Origin of the sequence: Brevundimonas intermedia, from assembly GCF_027922165.1 — a bacterium.
In the GTDB taxonomy this organism is placed as follows: Bacteria; Pseudomonadota; Alphaproteobacteria; order Caulobacterales; family Caulobacteraceae; genus Brevundimonas; species Brevundimonas intermedia.
This window is the reverse complement of the sequence record NZ_BSFD01000011.1, coordinates 185870-201626: the sequence shown is the minus strand read 5'-3', so window position 1 is coordinate 201626 and position 15757 is coordinate 185870. Positions and strand designations below refer to the sequence as shown.

At 66.5% G+C, this 15757-nt stretch carries 17 protein-coding genes and 2 tRNA genes; 6 read left to right on the top strand and 13 right to left on the bottom strand.

What is annotated here, in order from left to right; translation table 11 throughout:
• Positions 1–114: 114 nt before the first annotated feature.
• A complete protein-coding gene (locus tag PKE72_RS14580; protein WP_271166097.1) occupies positions 115–744 on the bottom strand; it encodes a protein-L-isoaspartate O-methyltransferase family protein in 630 nt (209 codons plus the stop codon).
• 135 nt (positions 745–879) lie between these two features.
• On the opposite strand from PKE72_RS14580, the gene PKE72_RS14575 reads away from it, so the two are divergent.
• Positions 880–953 (top strand) — tRNA-Cys (locus PKE72_RS14575).
• 284 nt (positions 954–1237) lie between these two features.
• Here the strand turns inward: PKE72_RS14575 and PKE72_RS14570 are convergent.
• Positions 1238–2050: a TrmH family RNA methyltransferase gene (locus PKE72_RS14570; RefSeq protein ID WP_271166096.1), complete on the bottom strand. Its 813-nt coding sequence runs from the start codon at positions 2048–2050 to the stop codon at positions 1238–1240.
• Between the two features lie 62 nt (positions 2051–2112).
• On the opposite strand from PKE72_RS14570, the gene PKE72_RS14565 reads away from it, so the two are divergent.
• Positions 2113–2187 (top strand) — tRNA-Asn (locus PKE72_RS14565).
• 73 nt (positions 2188–2260) lie between these two features.
• On the opposite strand, the gene PKE72_RS14560 is transcribed toward PKE72_RS14565, so the two are convergent.
• Complete coding sequence (locus PKE72_RS14560) at positions 2261–3094, bottom strand: NAD(P)H-hydrate dehydratase (RefSeq protein WP_271166095.1); 834 nt, start codon at positions 3092–3094, stop codon at positions 2261–2263.
• Positions 3095–3208: 114 nt separating this feature from the next.
• Between PKE72_RS14560 and PKE72_RS14555 the strand changes: the two genes are divergently transcribed.
• The 3 genes from PKE72_RS14555 (at position 3209) to PKE72_RS14545 (ending at position 6050) form a co-directional block, all read left to right on the top strand.
• Positions 3209–3547: a P-II family nitrogen regulator gene (locus tag PKE72_RS14555; RefSeq protein ID WP_008261682.1), complete on the top strand. Its 339-nt coding sequence runs from the start codon at positions 3209–3211 to the stop codon at positions 3545–3547.
• An 88-nt stretch (positions 3548–3635) separates the two neighbouring features.
• A complete protein-coding gene (gene glnA / locus PKE72_RS14550; protein WP_271166094.1) occupies positions 3636–5042 on the top strand; it encodes a type I glutamate--ammonia ligase in 1407 nt (468 codons plus the stop codon).
• A 156-nt stretch (positions 5043–5198) separates the two neighbouring features.
• Positions 5199–6050: a DUF6065 family protein gene (locus PKE72_RS14545; RefSeq protein ID WP_271166093.1), complete on the top strand. Its 852-nt coding sequence runs from the start codon at positions 5199–5201 to the stop codon at positions 6048–6050.
• A gap of 8 nt (positions 6051–6058) precedes the next feature.
• Here the strand turns inward: PKE72_RS14545 and tatC are convergent, their stop codons facing one another.
• The 3 genes from tatC to PKE72_RS14530 are packed head-to-tail and all read right to left on the bottom strand — an operon-like array spanning position 6059 to position 7748.
• On the bottom strand, positions 6059–6946 hold the full coding sequence (tatC, locus tag PKE72_RS14540) for a twin-arginine translocase subunit TatC (RefSeq protein ID WP_271166092.1): 888 nt from the start codon (positions 6944–6946) through the stop codon (positions 6059–6061).
• Positions 6943–7506, bottom strand: coding sequence for a Sec-independent protein translocase protein TatB (tatB, locus tag PKE72_RS14535; protein WP_271166091.1), 564 nt, complete (start codon positions 7504–7506; stop codon positions 6943–6945). Before tatB ends, tatC begins: the two co-directional genes overlap by 4 nt.
• 23 nt (positions 7507–7529) lie before the next feature.
• The gene (locus tag PKE72_RS14530) at positions 7530–7748 is read right to left on the bottom strand and encodes a twin-arginine translocase TatA/TatE family subunit (protein ID WP_271166090.1); all 219 of its coding nucleotides are present in this window, start codon (positions 7746–7748) and stop codon (positions 7530–7532) included.
• Between the two features lie 109 nt (positions 7749–7857).
• Here PKE72_RS14530 and rnhA point away from each other — a divergent pair, with 109 nt between their 5' ends.
• A complete protein-coding gene (gene rnhA / locus PKE72_RS14525) occupies positions 7858–8310 on the top strand; it encodes a ribonuclease HI (protein ID WP_271166089.1) in 453 nt (150 codons plus the stop codon).
• Here the strand turns inward: rnhA and PKE72_RS14520 are convergent.
• The 7 genes from PKE72_RS14520 to kdsA all read right to left on the bottom strand — a co-directional run bounded on the left by PKE72_RS14520 (position 8307) and on the right by kdsA (position 15738).
• Positions 8307–9716: an MFS transporter gene (locus tag PKE72_RS14520; RefSeq protein WP_271166088.1), complete on the bottom strand. Its 1410-nt coding sequence runs from the start codon at positions 9714–9716 to the stop codon at positions 8307–8309. The two genes, rnhA and PKE72_RS14520, sit on opposite strands and share 4 nt — an antisense overlap.
• A gap of 46 nt (positions 9717–9762) precedes the next feature.
• A complete protein-coding gene (locus tag PKE72_RS14515) occupies positions 9763–10221 on the bottom strand; it encodes an NfeD family protein (protein ID WP_271166087.1) in 459 nt (152 codons plus the stop codon).
• A gap of 15 nt (positions 10222–10236) precedes the next feature.
• Entirely contained in the window at positions 10237–11217 is a 981-nt protein-coding gene (locus tag PKE72_RS14510; protein ID WP_271166086.1) for an SPFH domain-containing protein, read from the bottom strand.
• A gap of 77 nt (positions 11218–11294) precedes the next feature.
• Positions 11295–12392 (bottom strand): DUF3089 domain-containing protein, encoded by a 1098-nt coding sequence (locus PKE72_RS14505; RefSeq protein ID WP_271166085.1) that lies wholly within the window; start codon positions 12390–12392, stop codon positions 11295–11297.
• Positions 12389–13378: an ADP-glyceromanno-heptose 6-epimerase gene (gene rfaD / locus PKE72_RS14500; RefSeq protein WP_271166084.1), complete on the bottom strand. Its 990-nt coding sequence runs from the start codon at positions 13376–13378 to the stop codon at positions 12389–12391. The genes PKE72_RS14505 and rfaD overlap by 4 nt, the downstream gene beginning before the upstream one ends.
• 8 nt (positions 13379–13386) lie before the next feature.
• The gene (gene rfaE2 / locus PKE72_RS14495; protein WP_271166083.1) at positions 13387–14841 is read right to left on the bottom strand and encodes a D-glycero-beta-D-manno-heptose 1-phosphate adenylyltransferase; all 1455 of its coding nucleotides are present in this window, start codon (positions 14839–14841) and stop codon (positions 13387–13389) included.
• Positions 14842–14859: 18 nt separating this feature from the next.
• Positions 14860–15738 carry a 3-deoxy-8-phosphooctulonate synthase gene (gene kdsA, locus PKE72_RS14490; RefSeq protein ID WP_373878104.1) on the bottom strand — a complete coding sequence of 293 codons (879 nt, stop codon included), beginning with the start codon at positions 15736–15738 and terminating at the stop codon, positions 14860–14862.
• Between the last annotated feature and the right edge of the window lie 19 nt (positions 15739–15757).

Below are 15757 nucleotides of genomic sequence, written 5' to 3'. Positions count from 1 at the left end.
TCCTTGCCTGACGCCCCCGGGAGCGCCCGAATGTCATCAAGCGTAACTGCGGCCTCAGTCGACCTGACGCCAGTTAAGTTTTTTTCACGCAACCGGCGAGCGCCGCCGACGACGTCAGAATGCGAATGTAGGCGCCGGCGTCAGTTCCGCGAGAAGGGCCGGCGACGAATCGAACAGTTCCCGACGCGACAGGCCTTCGCGACCCTTCACATACAGGGCGGCCTTGCCGATCGCGCTTCGGCGCTCGACCAGGACCATGCGGCCGCCGGTCCGCAAGGCCTTGCCCCAGGCCTCGGGCAGAGCCGCCACGCCGCCTTCGCACACGATCAGATCCCACCCCTCGCCCACCGGAGCGTCCAGCGGCGCGACCGACGTGGCGACGCCCTCTTCGGCCAGGGCCTCGCCCACGACCTCGAACACGGCCGGATCGGCCTCCTGCGCCGTAACCGTCAATCCCATGCGAGCCAGGACGGCGGCGGCGTAAGGGGCGGCGATGGCCAGGGCCTTTTCACCTTCGCGCGCGTCGGCGGCCTGCAACAGCTTGGATACGTCGCGCGCCGGCATCAGCTTGCGATCGCCCGCGATCTCGACGACGGCGTCGGAATAGGCGGCGAAGACCCGGTCCGCCGCGCAATAGCGCTCACGCGGAACCGCCATCATCGCCATGTGGATTTCGTGGCTGGTGACGTCGTTCACGCGAACCTGCGAGTCGACCATAGCCTTGCGCTCGGCGGTGAAATCCATCTTTGGGCAGCCTTCAATCGATAGTCGGGAGAGGAAATCTCGCGCGCTTATAGTTCCGTGCGTTGCAGCGGACAATCCGATCTGATAGCGAACGCCCCTCGCGATGACCGCCCCCGAGAAATCGGGACAAAAAGCGGCCTGATGGCGGAGTGGTGACGCAGAGGACTGCAAATCCTTGCACCCGGGTTCGATTCCCGGTCAGGCCTCCATCGCGACAACAGAACAAGAGGCGCGGATCCCAGGATCCGCGCCTCTTTTCGTTTCAGCCGGGGATGTTCAGCTAACCGGGGCGGTGATCCAGCCGATCACCCCTGCAGCGCCCAGTCCCGCAGCACAGACCGCTACGAAGATCGCCGCCCGCACGTTTCGGCTCAGAAAATACAGAATGTTCATTGCGCGCCCCCACACCAATGGGAGCCATGGCGTCACAGTTTCAGCTGCGCGACAAGGTGTACAAATCCTTAACGCGTCACATCCTGGTGAGCGGTTGGCCTTAGGGTGCGAGTGTGGCGTTGGTTACATGATGAAGGGCCAGGGCGCTGGCGACGGCGACGTTCAGCGAATCGAAGCCGCCCGCCATGGGCACGCCGACCGCGCGGCACCGTTCGATCACCGCGCGCGGCAGGCCCGGCCCCTCAGACCCGACCATCAGGGCGACCGGCCCCTGCCGACGATAATCCGCCAATCTTTCGGTCGCCGAGGGCGTCAGGGCCACCACCTCCACCCCCCTCGCCTGCATCGCCGCCACCAGGGCTTCAGCGGACATCTCGACCGACGACGGCGTCCTCAACACAGCACCGACCGAAACCCGGATGGACTTGCGATAAAAGGGATCGCAGCACGATTGGTCCAGCAGAACGGCGCGGGCGCCGAAAGCCGCTGCGTTCCGAAACAGACCGCCCATATTGTCGTGATTGCCTATGCCGCTGGCGATCACGAAGACATCGTCGTCCGCCACCGTCTCCAGCACCTTCGACAAGGACGGGGCGACCGGCTTCTCGCCCAGGGCCAAGATGCCCCGGTGCAGAGGAAAGCCCGCGATCCGGTCCAGAACCGCCTGTCCAGCGACATAGACAGGGGTCTCATTCGCGAGCGCCTCGACCACGTCCCCCAACGCCTCCACCCGCTTCTCGGCCAGCAGCAGGGCCCGCGGCCGGCACAGCGACGCCGCCGACGCCAGCACCCGCACCACCACCTCGCCTTCGGCGATGAACAGGCCTTCGCGGCCCGTCAGGTCGCGTTCGCGAATGTCTCGAAAGCCCGCAATTTGGGGGTCGTCAGGGTCGGTGATCGAGATCGTGCGCATTTGTCGTTTTTCCCATTGCACGAATCGAATGGCCGCTGCTATAGGCCCGCCTCCCGAGCAGTTCCGCGGTAGCTCAGTGGTAGAGCAGCCGACTGTTAATCGGCTGGTCGTAGGTTCGAATCCTACCCGCGGAGCCACTCGGCGAAAAAAGTCCCTGGAAAGTCAGAACCTGACTGGGGACGAGGCGACAGCTCTCCACAGCTTCCTCCTCTAAGGCTCACCGCCCAACCACAGTGCCTTCAGAGACTGGGGCATGACCTCGCTCAGATCCTCCGCGATCAGCCCCGGCCCGAACCGGTCGGCCGCATCGGCGTGAATCCAGACGGCGGCGCAGGCGGCGTCGAAACTGTCCATCCTTTGCGCGATCAATCCGCCGATCATGCCGGACAGCACGTCGCCGGTTCCCGCCGTGGCCAGCCAGGGCGAGCCCGTCCGATTGACGCGCACACGGCCGTCTGGCGCCGCGATGACGGTTTCGGCCCCCTTCAGCACAACGATAGCCTGGGCGCGTCGGGCGGCCTCCACGGCGGCGCTCTCTCGGCCTTTGCGCAGAAGACCGGGAAACAGACGTTCAAACTCCCCCTCATGCGGCGTCAGAACATCGTCACGGTCCAGGACGGCGAACAACTCGGCGCTTCGCCCCTTGAACACCGAAAGGCCGTCCGCATCGATCACCAGGGCCGCACCGCTCAGGGCCAGGGCCTGGACATTGTTCACGGTCGTCTCGTCCAGCCCCGCGGCCGGTCCCACCACGACGGCGTCCATCTCCTCGACCTCTCTGGCTAAGGCGTCCGCTGTGGCGAAGGGGGTCAGCATGATGGCCTCGATCGCCGGGGCGATCACCGCGACCGCGTCGGGCGGGCAGTAGATCCGCACCACCCCTGCCCCAATCCGCAACCCGGCCCGCGCCGCCAGCCGCGCCGCCCCGGTCTGGTGTGCTCGCCCGGAGACCACGCCAAGACGGCCCCGCGCATGCTTGTGCGTTTCCGCGCCCGGCCACGGAAGAAAATTGCGCCATAAGGCGGGGTCGTTGGTTTCTATCATCCGGGCTCCGAATATCCGTGACTTTTCTGCGAAAACCGCTTGCTTTGAACGGCCTTGATGTGTCCCATTCCCCCCCGAGCGCCGTGGCATTCCGCCCTCCGCTCAGGGGTCGCCATGAAGAAGATTGAAGCCATCATCAAGCCTTTCAAGCTGGATGACGTCAAAGAGGCGCTCCAGGATGTCGGCGTGCAAGGCATGACCGTGCTGGAGGCCAAGGGATATGGTCGCCAGAAGGGCCATTCCGAACTGTACCGCGGCGCGGAATACGTCATCGACTTTCTGCCCAAGATCAAGATCGAGGTCGTTGTCGCCGATGATCTCGCGCCCGCCGTGGTCGAGGCCATTCAGACCTCGGCCCGCACCGGCAAGATCGGGGACGGGAAAATCTTCGTCTCCGACGTCGCCGAAGTGATCCGTATCCGCACCGGCGAGACCGGAGCCCAGGCCGTCTGAGTTCGCGTACCCTCCTCCGGCGCTCGGTTCCTATGGGGGCCGCGTGTTCGGTTCCTCCCCAACGACCAAAAAAATAGGACTTCCGAGAATGAGCGCCAGCAAGATCCTCAAGGAGATCAAGGAGAAGGACGTCAAATACGTCGACGTTCGCTTCACCGACACCCGCGGCAAGCTGCAGCACGTCACCTTCGACATCGACCTGGTCGATGAGGATTTCCTGAACGAAGGCACGATGTTCGACGGCTCGTCCATCGCCGGCTGGAAGGCCATCAACGAGTCCGACATGCTGCTGAAGCCGGACCTGACCACGGCCTATATCGACCCGTTCTACCAGCAGACGACCATGTTCCTGTTCTGCGACGTGCTGAACCCGGACACCGGCGAACCCTACAACCGCGACAGCCGCTCGATGGCCAAGAAGGCTCTGTCCTATGTCCAGTCCTCGGGCATCGGCGACATCGTCTATTTCGGCCCGGAAGCCGAGTTCTTCATCTTCGACGACGTGCGCTGGTCGACCCAGCCGCACAACACCTCCTATTCGTATGACTCGACCGAGTTGCCGGCCAACACCGGCGCCGAATACACCGAGGGCAATATGGGCCACCGCCCTGGGCCCAAGGGCGGCTATTTCCCGGTCAACCCGGTCGACTCCGGCCAGGACCTGCGCGGCGAAATGCTGGGCGTCATGCGCGACCTGGGCCTCCAGCCCGAGAAGCACCACCACGAGGTGGCCCCGGCTCAGCACGAACTGGGTCTGAAGTTCTCGGACCTGCTGACCATGGCCGACCGGCTGCAGCTCTATAAGTACGTGATCCACAACGTCGCCGCCGCCTACGGCAAGTCGGCGACCTTCATGGCCAAGCCGATGTTCGCCGACAACGGCTCGGGCATGCACGTCCACATGTCGATCTGGAAGGACGGCAAGCCCCAGTTCGCCGGCGACAAATACGCCGGCCTGTCGCAAGAGTGCCTCTGGTACATCGGCGGCATCATCAAACACGCCAAGGCCATCAACGCCTTCGCCAACTCGACCACCAACTCCTACAAGCGTCTGGTGCCCGGCTATGAAGCCCCGGTGAAGCTGGCCTACTCAGCCCGCAACCGTTCGGCCTCGATCCGCATCCCGCACGTCTCGTCGCCGAAGGCCAAGCGTCTGGAAGCCCGCTTCCCCGACCCGATGGGCAACCCCTATCTGACCTTCGTCGCCCTGCTGATGGCCGGCCTGGACGGGATCGAGAACCGCATCGATCCGGGCGCGCCCGCCGACAAGAACCTCTACGACCTGCCGCCGGAAGAGCGCGGCTCGATCCCCGAGGTTTGCGGCTCGCTGAAGGAAGCCCTCGAAAACCTGGATAAGGACCGCGCCTTCCTCAAGAAGGGCGGCGTCATGGATGACGACTTCATCGACAGCTATATCGAGCTGAAGATGGAAGAGGTGATGCGCCTGCAACTGCACCCGCACCCCGTCGAATTCGACATGTACTACAGCTGCTGATCGACCCGGCAGTCTGACTTCAGGAGAGCCCCGGATGGTCCGCCATCCGGGGTTTTTCTTTTCGTGCATGACCGTCACGGGTCAGACATGCGGCTGTCCTAAAGGCTTAAAACGCCCGCTCCATCGGGCGATGGTTGGCGGCATACGAGGCTCGAAATGGTCAAACGTTTGAAGGGATCTGTTCCAGCACGCCCCAAGGGCGCCCCGGTTCGTGCGGCCGAAACCGAACTGGTCTGCTATGTGCGCGAGGGCTGGGCCCCGCGCGTCGCCCCGGCCTCGGCCAAGCGCGACTGGATGACCGCCACCCCCGAAAGCTTCGCCTATCGCTGCCTGCCCCTCGCCATCGCCAACGCCCATGGCTGGGAGATGCTCAGCCCCTGCGGCTTCAAGGCCCGCTGGCACGGCGGCGTGGACGCCAACTCGGTCGAGATCGTGCTGGATCCGGGCTCAGATCCCAAGCGGGGGCCGGTCTCCCTGTTCGGCAGTGGAACCCTGACCTTCCACGTCGACGGCATCATGCGCACCTCGGAAGGCTGGAACCTGTGGGTCGGCGGCCCGCCCAACGCCATGAAGGACGGGATCGCCCCCATGGGCGGGGTGATCGAGACCGACTGGTCGCCCTACACTTTCACCATGAACTGGCGCTTCACCCGACCCGACGTCTGGATCCAGTTCGAGGAGAACGAGCCCTTCTGCTTCTTCTTCCCCACCCCCCGCGGCGTGCTGGACCGGCTGAAGCCTGAGCTGCGGCCGATGGAGGACCAGCCGGAGATGCTGCAGACCTTCGACGCTTGGCGGGCCTCACGTCTGGCCTTCCAGGACTGGGTCAAACGGACCAAGCCCACGGCCCCGGCCGATCAGTGGCAGAAACTCTATTATCGGGGCCTGCACCCCGAGGGTCATGCCGGTCCTGACGACCATCAATCCAAGCTCAGACTGTCGCCCTTCCGCCAGACCGGCTCACGGCGGGTCTGCCCCGTCGATCACACGGACAAGAAGCGCAGCTGATCTCGGAACTAGGCCAGGCCTTCGACGTCGTCAGCCTTCTTGCGGCGCAGTTCGATCAGCCGCACGCACCAGATCGAGACCTCGTAGAGGATGACCAAGGGCACAGCGAGCATGAGCTGGCTTATGGGGTCCGGCGGCGTCACCACGGCGGCGACGACCACCACGGCCACGATCGCATAGCGCCGTCCGGCCGCCATGGCCTTGGAACTGATCAGTCCAGCCAGGCCCAGCAGGGTGGTCACGACCGGCAGCTGGAAACACAGGCCGAACGCCAGCAGCAGCGAGGTCACCAGGCTCAGATAGTCCGAGATCTTCGTGGTCTGGGCCACGGATATGCCGTCGCTGACCACCTGCTGTCCCAGCGAGAACAGCATGACGAAGGGCAACATGACATAATAGACCAGCGCCCCGCCCAAGCAGAACATGACCGGCGCCGCGATCAGGAAGGGCAGGAAAGCCCCGCGCTCATTGCGATACAGACCGGGCGCCACGAACCGGTACAGCTGCCAGGCGATGACCGGGAAAGTCAGGACCGCCGCGCCGAAGGCCGCGATCTTCATCTTGGTGAACAGCTGTTCCAGCGGCGCCGTGGCGATCAACTGAACCACGGCCGCCGTGCCGGGCGGATAGGGCTTCAGCCCCATCATGGTCGCGATCAGCTCCAGCGGATTGGCGTGCCCTCCCGAAGCCAGGGCCGCCGCATGAATGGCCGCCGCCGCCTGATAGGGTTTGATCAGGGCGATCTGGATCTGATTGGCGAAAGCGAAGCACAGGATGAAGCCCAGGGCGAAGGCGATCACGCAGATCAGCAGCCGCCCGCGCAGCTCGATCAGGTGGTCCATCAGCGGCGCGCGCGACGCCTCGATCTCGGCCTCGTCACGATCGGAGAAAGTCAAAGCTCGACGGCCTTCTTGCGCGGGGTCCGCGGCTTGGCGGGGGTCTTGGCCGCTGCGGACGCAGGCTTGGCCTTGGCCGGTGCGCGTGTCTTCGCTCCAGTCTTGCCAGCGGATTTGCCAGCCGTCTTGGTCGCGGCGCGCTTCGGCTTGGGCTCGGCCGCCGCCTGCGGCTCGACCAGGGGCGGCGTATCCGGCCATTCATCGGCCGCCGGCGTCGCGGCCGGCGTCTCAGGCGCCGGCAAGGCCGCCGACGTCGCGGGGGCCGCCAGGCCGGCGTTGATGTCCTTGAAGGCCGCGTCGGCCTCGGCGCCCAGGGGATACATGGCCCCCTGCCCGGTCCGCAGCGCCTCGACCTCCTTGCGCAGGTCGTCCAGCTCGGACTGACGCGCCATCTCGTCGAAGCTCGAGCGGAACTCGTTGGCCATGGCGCGAGCCTTCGCGACCATCTGACCGACCCGGCGCATCAGAACAGGCAGATCCTTTGGCCCCACCACAAGCAGGGCCACCAGACCGATCACCACTAATTCGAAGCCCCCGATACCGGGGCCGAGCCCGCCCATGCGTCAGCCCTTACAGACGACGACTAGCGCTTCAGCTCTTCCTTTTCCGCATCGGTGCGCGGCAGCGAGCTGACGCCGTCGTGCGGGCCGTCCTTCTTGTCATCGTCCTTGAGGCCGTCCTTGAAGGCGCGGATGCCCTTGGCGGCGTCGCCCATGATGCCGGATAGCTTGCCGCGACCGCCGAACAGGACGGCGATGACGACAATGACGATGGCCCAGTGCCAGATGCTCATGGAGCCCATGGATAATCTCCTTGAAGGGACCGATGATCGATCCCGTCCACGATTCTTCGACCCGCATATAGGCGCAGTGATGGCCCCGCGCCAAGGGAGGCTGTAGGTCTGCGCGACCATGAGTCTCTCCGATCACGTCATCATCCACACCGACGGCGCCTGCAAGGGTAATCCCGGCCCCGGCGGCTGGGGCGCCCTGCTCCAGACCGGCGGCGGTCACGAAAAGGAATTGTGGGGCGGCGAACCCAATACGACCAACAACCGCATGGAGCTGATGGCCGCCATCATGGCCCTGGAGGCCCTCAAACGCCCGTGCAAGGTCGAGCTGCACACCGACAGCAAATACGTCATGCAGGGCATCACCGAATGGATGCGCGGCTGGAAGGCGCGCGGCTGGCTGACCGCCGACAAGAAGCCGGTCAAGAACGCCGACCTGTGGCAACGCCTGGACGCCGCCCGGCTGAAGCACGAGGTCAAATGGCGCTGGGTCAAGGGCCACGCCGGCCATGAGCTGAACGAGCGCGCCGACCAGCTCGCGAATCGCGGCGTCGCGGACCTGAAGGCGCGCTAGACCGCCTCGACCTCCTTCTCGGGTTCAGCCGTCCGACGTCGGATGCGCGAGCCGCTCATCACCGCCCCGAACAGGGCGGCGACGGCGGCCAGTTCGAAGCCGTGGCGCACGCCCGAGACCGGCGCCGCCGATAGCAAAAAGGCGACCACGACCGCCCCCATCGACTGGCCCAGCACCCGCGCCGTGCCCAGGGCGCCGCCCGCCGCCCCGGCCCGCTCGCGCGGAGCCTCCGACAGCAGGGCGCGGTTGTTCGGCGACTGGAAGAAGCCGAACCCGGCGCCGCACAGGGCCATCCGCCAGATGATGTCGAACTTCGACGAATCGCCGTCGAGGAAGCTCAAGCCCATCAGGCCGCAGGCAAACAGGCTCAGACCTATGGCCCCCAGGATCCCCGCCGAATACCGATCCGACAACCATCCAGCCAAGGGCGCGGCGAACATGGTCGCCAGCGGCCAGGGCGTCATCAACAGCCCGGTCTCCACCGCGCTCAGCCCCAGCGACCCTTGCAGGAAGAACGGCAGGGAGACGAAGGCCATCATCTGGGCGGTGAAGGAGATGATCGAGGTCGCCACCGACAAGGCGAACATCGGCCGCGCCAGCAGATCCAGTGGAATCAACGGCGTCTTGCTGGGCCGCTCATGCCGCACCAACAGCACCCCGGCCGCCAACCCGAGCCCCGTCAGGCCGAAGCCCAGGATCGAGGCCTCGCCGTGGGCCAAGGCCTGCATGCCGGTGATGACGAAACCGAAGGCCGCCGCGCTCAGCGCCGCCCCGACCAGGTTCAGCCTGCGCTTCTGCAACGGATTTTGCGGCAGGGTGAAGCCCGCCATCGACACCGCCAGCACCCCCAACGGAATGTTCAACGCGAACAGCCAGCGCCATTCGCCCAGGCTCAGAACCGCGCTGGCGATGGTCGGGCCGGCGGCGGCGGCCATGGAGACGATCACCGCATTGATCCCCACCGCCCGGCCCAGCAGCCGCTGCGGATAGGTGAACCGCACCAGGGCGCCGTTGACGCTCATGATTCCCGCGGCCCCGAATCCTTGCAGCACTCGGGCCAGGCTCAGGGTCAGGATCGAATCGGACAGGGCGCAGGCCAGAGAGGCCAGGGTGAAGACCGCCAGCCCCGCCTGGGACACCCGCCGATAGCCGACGATCTCGCCCAGCGACGCCAGCGGCAGAAGCGCGACGACGATGGCGATCTGATAAGCGTTGACGATCCAGATCGAGGCCGCCTCGGACGCCTGCAGATCCTGGGCGATCGACGGCAGGGCGACATTGGCGATGGCCCCGTCCAGCACCGCCAGGGTGATCCCCAGCCCAATGGAGACAATGGCCCAGTATCGCCTCGGAACCGGCAGTCCATCCGGAGAGGGGGCGACGGTGGGGGTCGGACGGGCGGGCATCGCCCTCGAACGTCGTGTCACGGCGAAGGTTGCCGACGCCGAGCGCTCAGGTCGCGGGCTTCACCGTCAACAAGGATCCGCTGACCCCACGAACCACCACATCCTGGCCCACGTCCGGCGCCTCGCCCTCGATCACGGCCGGCCATTCGGCGCCGGAGACGAAGACCCGGCCCCGCCCGCCGACGAAGGCCTCGACCACGCGGGCGCGCTGATCGATCAGGCGACTGTCGCGGTCGTTGATGTCGACGCCGTCCGGATTGGCCTTCTGGATCAGGCGTCGCGACAACAGGGTGGCGATGACCGTCAGCACGGCGAAGACCGCCACCTCGCCCGGCAGGCCCAGTCGCACCCCCACCGCCGTCATCACGGCCACCAGACCCGCCGCGACAGCCGGCCACAACAGCCATTCGGTCGAGAACATGGCTTCGACAGCCAGCAGCAAGACCCCGACGGCCAGCCAGATCCAGAACGGCTGGGCGGCGTACAGATCGGCGACGACAGTCATGACTAGCGCTCCAGATCAGGCGGTGGGCGGAACGGAGGGACGACGCGGCGCGGGCGCTGGCTTGACCGGGGTCGCCTCCTGCTGCTGCCCCTTGGCCAGGTTCACCATCTCGCCGATGCCGGCGATGGTGCCGACCAGGGCGCCCATTTCAGCGGGGACGATGACGGTCCTCTGCTGCGGACTGCGGGCCAGTTCGGCGAAGGCCTCGACATATTTCTGAGCCACGAAATAGTTGATGGCGTTGACGTCGCCGCGGGCGATGGCTTCCGACACCATGGCGGTGGCGCGGGCCTCGGCCTCGGCTTCGCGCTCGCGCGCCTCGGCGTCGCGGAAGGCGGCCTCCTTGCGGCCTTCGGATTCCAGAATGGCCGCCTGTTTGGCGCCCTCGGCGCGGGTGATGGCGGCCTGTTTCTCGCCGTCCGCCTCGGTGACCACGGCCCGGCGTTCGCGCTCGGCCTTCATCTGGCGGGCCATGGCGTTGGTCACGTCGGTCGGCGGGGTCAGGTCCTTGATCTCGATCCGGTTGACCTTGACGCCCCAGGGCTCGGTCGCCGCGTCGATGACGTGCAGCAGGCGGGTGTTGATGCTGTCGCGCTGGCTCAGCACCTCGTCCAGCTCCATCGACCCGACAACGGTGCGCAGATTGGTCATGCACAGCTGAGAAATGGCGTAAGGCAGATCGTCGACACGGTAGGCGGCGCGGGCGGCGTCCATCACCTGGATGAAGACGATGCCGTCCACCCGGACCATGGCGTTGTCCTTGGTGATGACTTCCTGGGTCGGCACATCAAGAACCTGCTCCATCATGTTCATCCGCTTGCCGACCCGTTCCACGAACGGGGTCAGGAAGCCGATGCCGGGGCTCAGGGTTTTGGTGTATTTGCCGAAGCGTTCAACCGTGAATTCACGGCCTTGCGGCACGATCTTGATCACGCTGAACAAGAGCGCGATCGCCAGGAACAGCAACACGCCGGCGAAGATGGTCAGAACGTCCATGGATATCCTCCGTATGCGAGGAGGTTACGCGCGGGACGCGAACCGCGCCACCGAAACCGGACGCCGTTCGCCCGATTTCAGCCCGCACGAGCCGCGTAGACCGCCAATCGATCTGCAACATCTGCTTCCAGATCGCCGTAGAACAGATTGTAAGGCCTTGCTTTTCTCCTGTCCGCCCAGTTGCCGGTTTCGCGGAAGGATTCCAGATCGGGCCAGGTGTGGCGCAACAGGCCGTCGCGGCATTGAGTCTCGACCTCCCGCGCCATCAGCGCCGGCCGGGCGCCCCATTCCAGTCCGGTCGCATTGGTCGCCCCTCTTTGCAATCGCGCGGGAATACGGGCTTCGCCCGTCCCGCCGCTGACGGGATTGACGCAGACTGCGGCGCGGTCCGCCAGATCGACGAGCTGACCCCGCTCGTCCCAGACCGTCGCCCGTCGCAGTCGCCTGCGTGCGGCGCCGTCGTCCCGGTCGCCGACCTGGGACCAGGCGACGACACAATGGATTTGGCGCCGATCCGCGCAGGGGGGGATTGAGGCCGGCAGATTCTCGACGGCGATGATCGTGTCCATCAGATAGGCCGCCACCAGACGATCGCGAACCTCCGCATCCGGCGCGATCCGCGCGCGGATCAGCCGATCCAGCAGATCAGCGCCCTGCTCCACACCCGCCAGGACGATGGGGCCGGACGGGTGGCGCGCCAGCCAGGCGTCGAAGGCCACAACCACGTCGCCATAGGCAAAGGCCCGGGCCTCCCGCGCGTCGTCACGCAGGGTCAGGCGCGTATAGAGACTCGCCTGTCGATAGCGCGGCGCACTGACCGCGCCCGCCCGTGCGAACGGCCCGGCGTAGTTAGGCAGGACGACCCGGTACAGATAGGCGTCGGCCTTGGGGTCGCCGATGGCCCCGTTCCAGTCACGCCCGCCGTCGAAGGTCGTCGAATGAACGAAGAAGACGTTCGCCGCCCCCGCCCCCGGCGCTCGCGCATCCAGCAAGGCCCAGGCCTGCGGATCGGCGTAGTCCGGCGCCGGCGGAGGCTCATAGGTCTGGAACGGCACCTGGGGATCCAGACCGGCGCGCAGGATGTCCCCCCGCCACACCGCGACCGCAGCGGTCAGCAGAAACACCAGGAAGAACCCGATGTAGCCGATCCATTGCCGGGTCGTCAGGCGTCTCATCTGTATGGATCGGGCTGGGCCAGGAAGTCCTGGACGTAGCGACGCACGCCCTCTTCCAGCGGCGTGGACTGGCCCTCGAACCCGGCGGCGCGGATACGGTCCATCCGGGCCTGCGTGAAATACTGGTACCGGTCGCGGATCGCCTCGGGCATGTCGACATACTGGATCGACGGTTCTTTCCCAGCGGCGGCGAAGGTGGCCTTGGCCAGATCGTCGAACGACCGCGCCTGACCCGACCCCGCATTGAACACGCCCGAGACTTCCGGCGACTGGAGCAGGAATTCGATGATGTCGACCACGTCGTCCACATAGACGAAGTCGCGCAGCTGGCCGCCGTCCTCGTAGTTGGGATTGTGCGACCGGAACAGGCTGACGGTCTCGCCGGCGGCCACCTTGGGCCAGATTTGCGCCACGACCGACTTCATCCCGCCCTTGTGCCCCTCGTTCGGCCCATAGACGTTGAAGAACTTCAGCCCCGCCCACTGGGGCGGCGCCTGGCCGCGATCGGCCTGACGCACCGCATACTGGTCGAACAGCATTTTCGAATAGCCATAGGCGTTTAGCGGTCTCAGCTTGGACAGCGACTCCGCATCGTCGTCGTCATTGAACCCCGTTTCGCCGTCGCCGTAGGTCGCCGCCGACGAGGCGTAGATCATCCGCACATTGCGGATCGCGCACCAGTCCCACAGGTCGCGCGACAGGGTGAAGTTGGTGCGCAGGATCAGGTCGGCGTCCGGCTCGGTCGTGGACGAAATGGCGCCCATATGCACCACGGCCTCGATCCGCTCGGCATGGCGCTCCAGCTGTTCGAACATCTCTTCCGGCGCCCAGAAGTCGGCGATGGAATGTTTGGCCAGATTCTTCCACTTGGCCAGGTCGGCCGTCTCCAGCCGATCGCAGACCACGACGTCATAGGCCGTCTCGGCCGTCAGCCTCGCCACGATGTTGGAGCCGATGAAGCCGGCCCCCCCGGTCACAACAATCATTCTGGGCGTCATTGCGCGGTTCCCGTCATCTTCTCGATCGTCCGGGTCGTCGAATACCCATCCTTGAATTCCGCCAGACGGACCACCCCGCCCCAGCTCTCCACCAGGTCGCCGCCGACCACGCCCTCGCGCGTATAGTCCGACCCCTTGATCAGCACGTCCGGCCGCAGCCGCTCGATCAAGGCGATGGGCGTCGGATCGTCGAAACTCGTCACCCGATCCACGCTGCTCAGGCCGCCGATCACCACGGCGCGACTGTCCAGATCATTGACCGGCCGTCCCTCGCCCTTCAGCCGCTTGACCGAGGCGTCGGTGTTCAGCGCCACCACCAGCCGGTCGCACCAGCTGCGCGCCTGGGCCAGATAGGCGACGTGGCCCCGGTGCAGAATGTCGAAACAGCCGTTGGTGAAGCCGACCTTCAGCCCCTGACGGCGCCAGGCCTCGACCTCGGCCGCCAGCTCGTCCAGCGGCGTCACCTTGGCCTGAGCCGCGACGGCGTGCTGGCTCAGCTCCGCCTCGATCAATTCCGAGGGCGTAACCACGGCCGTCCCGGCCTTTCCGACCACCACGCCCGAGGCCAGGATGGCGAACTGCACCGCCGTCTCCAGCGAGGCCCCGGCGCCCAGGGCCAGGCCCAAGGCGGCCAGCACCGTGTCCCCGGCGCCGGACACGTCGAACACCTCGCGAGCCCGGCCGGGGAAATGCCGCACCGCCCCGTCGCGCCGCGCCAGGCTCATGCCCTTGCCGGCGCGGGTGACGATGATGGCCTTGGCTGTCGTCGCCGCCAGCAGGGCCGCCAGCGCCGCCTCGACCTCGGCGTCGGTCTCGACCGGCAGGCCCGTGGCCCCCGCCAGTTCCGACGCGTTCGGCTTGATGACGTCCACCGCCCCATAACGAGCGAAATCCCGTCCCTTGGGATCGACGATGACAGGCGCGCCCGTCTCGCGCGCGGCCTTCAGGGCCGAGGCGATCAGAGCGTCCCCGACCACCCCCTTGGCGTAATCTGACAATAGAATGGCGGAGACGCCTGAAAATGCGTCCGTTTCGGCCAGGGGCGCAGCCACCGCCTCCTCGTCCAGGCGCAGCAGCTGCTGACCCGCCGCCACGAAGCGCGTCTTGACGATGGTTGTGGCGCCGGCCGGCCTCGCGATGAAATCGACGATCCGGTCCTCGGCGGCGATCAGGTCGCGCAGCTCCACGCCGGCCGCATCCTCGCCCGTCACGGCGCCCAGATGCGCCACCCCGCCCAGGGCCGCGACATTGCGCGCGACATTGCCCACGCCGCCGGGCATGGCGGTGGTCCGGCGGGTGCGCAGCACCGGGATCGGCGCCTCAGGCGAAATCCGGCTGACCTCGCCATAGACGTAGCGGTCCAGCATCAGGTCGCCGACGCAGGCCGTCTTCAGGTCGCGCACGCGCTCCAGCAGCTGTTGCAGGGCGCCCAGGTCGAGGGTGTCAGACATGGGCCCGACCTAGAGGATTCAGGCGGCCTGCGCCACCGGCGCCTTGGCCCCGATCTGGATGGCCAGGTCGTCGAAGGCGATCAACTGCGCGGCCAGGGCCTCGAACTGATCCAGCGGCACCATATTGGGGCCGTCCGACGGGGCGTTGTCCGGATCCGGGTGGGTCTCCATAAAGACCGCGTCCACGCCGACCGAGACGGCGGCGCGGGCCAGAACCGGCACGAACTCGCGCTGACCGCCCGAGGACGTGCCCTGCCCGCCGGGCTGCTGCACGCTGTGGGTCGCGTCGAACACGACCGGGCAGCCGATCTCTCGCAGCACCGGCAGGGCGCGCATGTCGCTGACCAGGGTGTTGTAGCCGAAGCTGGCGCCCCGCTCGCAGGCCATGACGTTCGGATTGCCGGCGCCGACCACCTTGGCGATGACGTTCTTCATGTCCCAGGGCGCCAGGAACTGGCCCTTCTTGATGTTCATGGCCTTGCCGGTCGCCGCGGCGGCCAGCAGCAGGTCGGTCTGGCGGCTGAGGAAGGCCGGGATCTGCAGCACGTCGACCACCTCGCCCACCGGGCCGCACTGGGCCTCGGAGTGGACGTCGGTCAGGGTCGGCAGACCGACAGTCTCGCGAATCTCGGCGAAGATCGGCATGGCGTCCTTCAGACCGATGCCGCGCGCGGCGCTGGCGCTGGTGCGGTTCGCCTTGTCGAAACTGGTCTTGTAGATGATGCCGACGTTCAGCCGCTCGCCGATTTCCTTCAGCGCATGGGCCGTCTCCAGCGCGTGCTGACGGCTCTCCATCTGGCAGGGACCGGCGATGAAGGCGATTCGCGCGCCGCCGCCGATGACGACAGGCGTCCGAAGACCTTCGGACAACGTAATGACGGCGTTGGGTCGGCTCACGAGGCGGCTCTTTCGAAGT

What these genes read in the sequence shown, in the direction of transcription:
- PKE72_RS14530 (WP_271166090.1), bottom strand. Translation starts at nt 7,748, where the DNA reads ATGGGCTCCATGAGCATCTGGCACTGGGCCATCGTCATTGTCGTCATC.
- tatB (WP_271166091.1), bottom strand. Translation starts at nt 7,506, where the DNA reads ATGGGCGGGCTCGGCCCCGGTATCGGGGGCTTCGAATTAGTGGTGATC.
- PKE72_RS14555 (WP_008261682.1), top strand. Translation starts at nt 3,209, where the DNA reads ATGAAGAAGATTGAAGCCATCATCAAGCCTTTCAAGCTGGATGACGTC.
- rnhA (WP_271166089.1), top strand. Translation starts at nt 7,858, where the DNA reads ATGAGTCTCTCCGATCACGTCATCATCCACACCGACGGCGCCTGCAAG.
- PKE72_RS14520 (WP_271166088.1), bottom strand. Translation starts at nt 9,716, where the DNA reads ATGCCCGCCCGTCCGACCCCCACCGTCGCCCCCTCTCCGGATGGACTG.
- rfaD (WP_271166084.1), bottom strand. Translation starts at nt 13,378, where the DNA reads ATGATTGTTGTGACCGGGGGGGCCGGCTTCATCGGCTCCAACATCGTG.
- PKE72_RS14510 (WP_271166086.1), bottom strand. Translation starts at nt 11,217, where the DNA reads ATGGACGTTCTGACCATCTTCGCCGGCGTGTTGCTGTTCCTGGCGATC.
- PKE72_RS14505 (WP_271166085.1), bottom strand. Translation starts at nt 12,392, where the DNA reads ATGAGACGCCTGACGACCCGGCAATGGATCGGCTACATCGGGTTCTTC.
- PKE72_RS14560 (WP_271166095.1), bottom strand. Translation starts at nt 3,094, where the DNA reads ATGATAGAAACCAACGACCCCGCCTTATGGCGCAATTTTCTTCCGTGG.
- rfaE2 (WP_271166083.1), bottom strand. Translation starts at nt 14,841, where the DNA reads ATGTCTGACACCCTCGACCTGGGCGCCCTGCAACAGCTGCTGGAGCGC.
- PKE72_RS14570 (WP_271166096.1), bottom strand. Translation starts at nt 2,050, where the DNA reads ATGCGCACGATCTCGATCACCGACCCTGACGACCCCCAAATTGCGGGC.
- PKE72_RS14545 (WP_271166093.1), top strand. Translation starts at nt 5,199, where the DNA reads ATGGTCAAACGTTTGAAGGGATCTGTTCCAGCACGCCCCAAGGGCGCC.
- PKE72_RS14580 (WP_271166097.1), bottom strand. Translation starts at nt 744, where the DNA reads ATGGATTTCACCGCCGAGCGCAAGGCTATGGTCGACTCGCAGGTTCGC.
- PKE72_RS14515 (WP_271166087.1), bottom strand. Translation starts at nt 10,221, where the DNA reads ATGACTGTCGTCGCCGATCTGTACGCCGCCCAGCCGTTCTGGATCTGG.
- glnA (WP_271166094.1), top strand. Translation starts at nt 3,636, where the DNA reads ATGAGCGCCAGCAAGATCCTCAAGGAGATCAAGGAGAAGGACGTCAAA.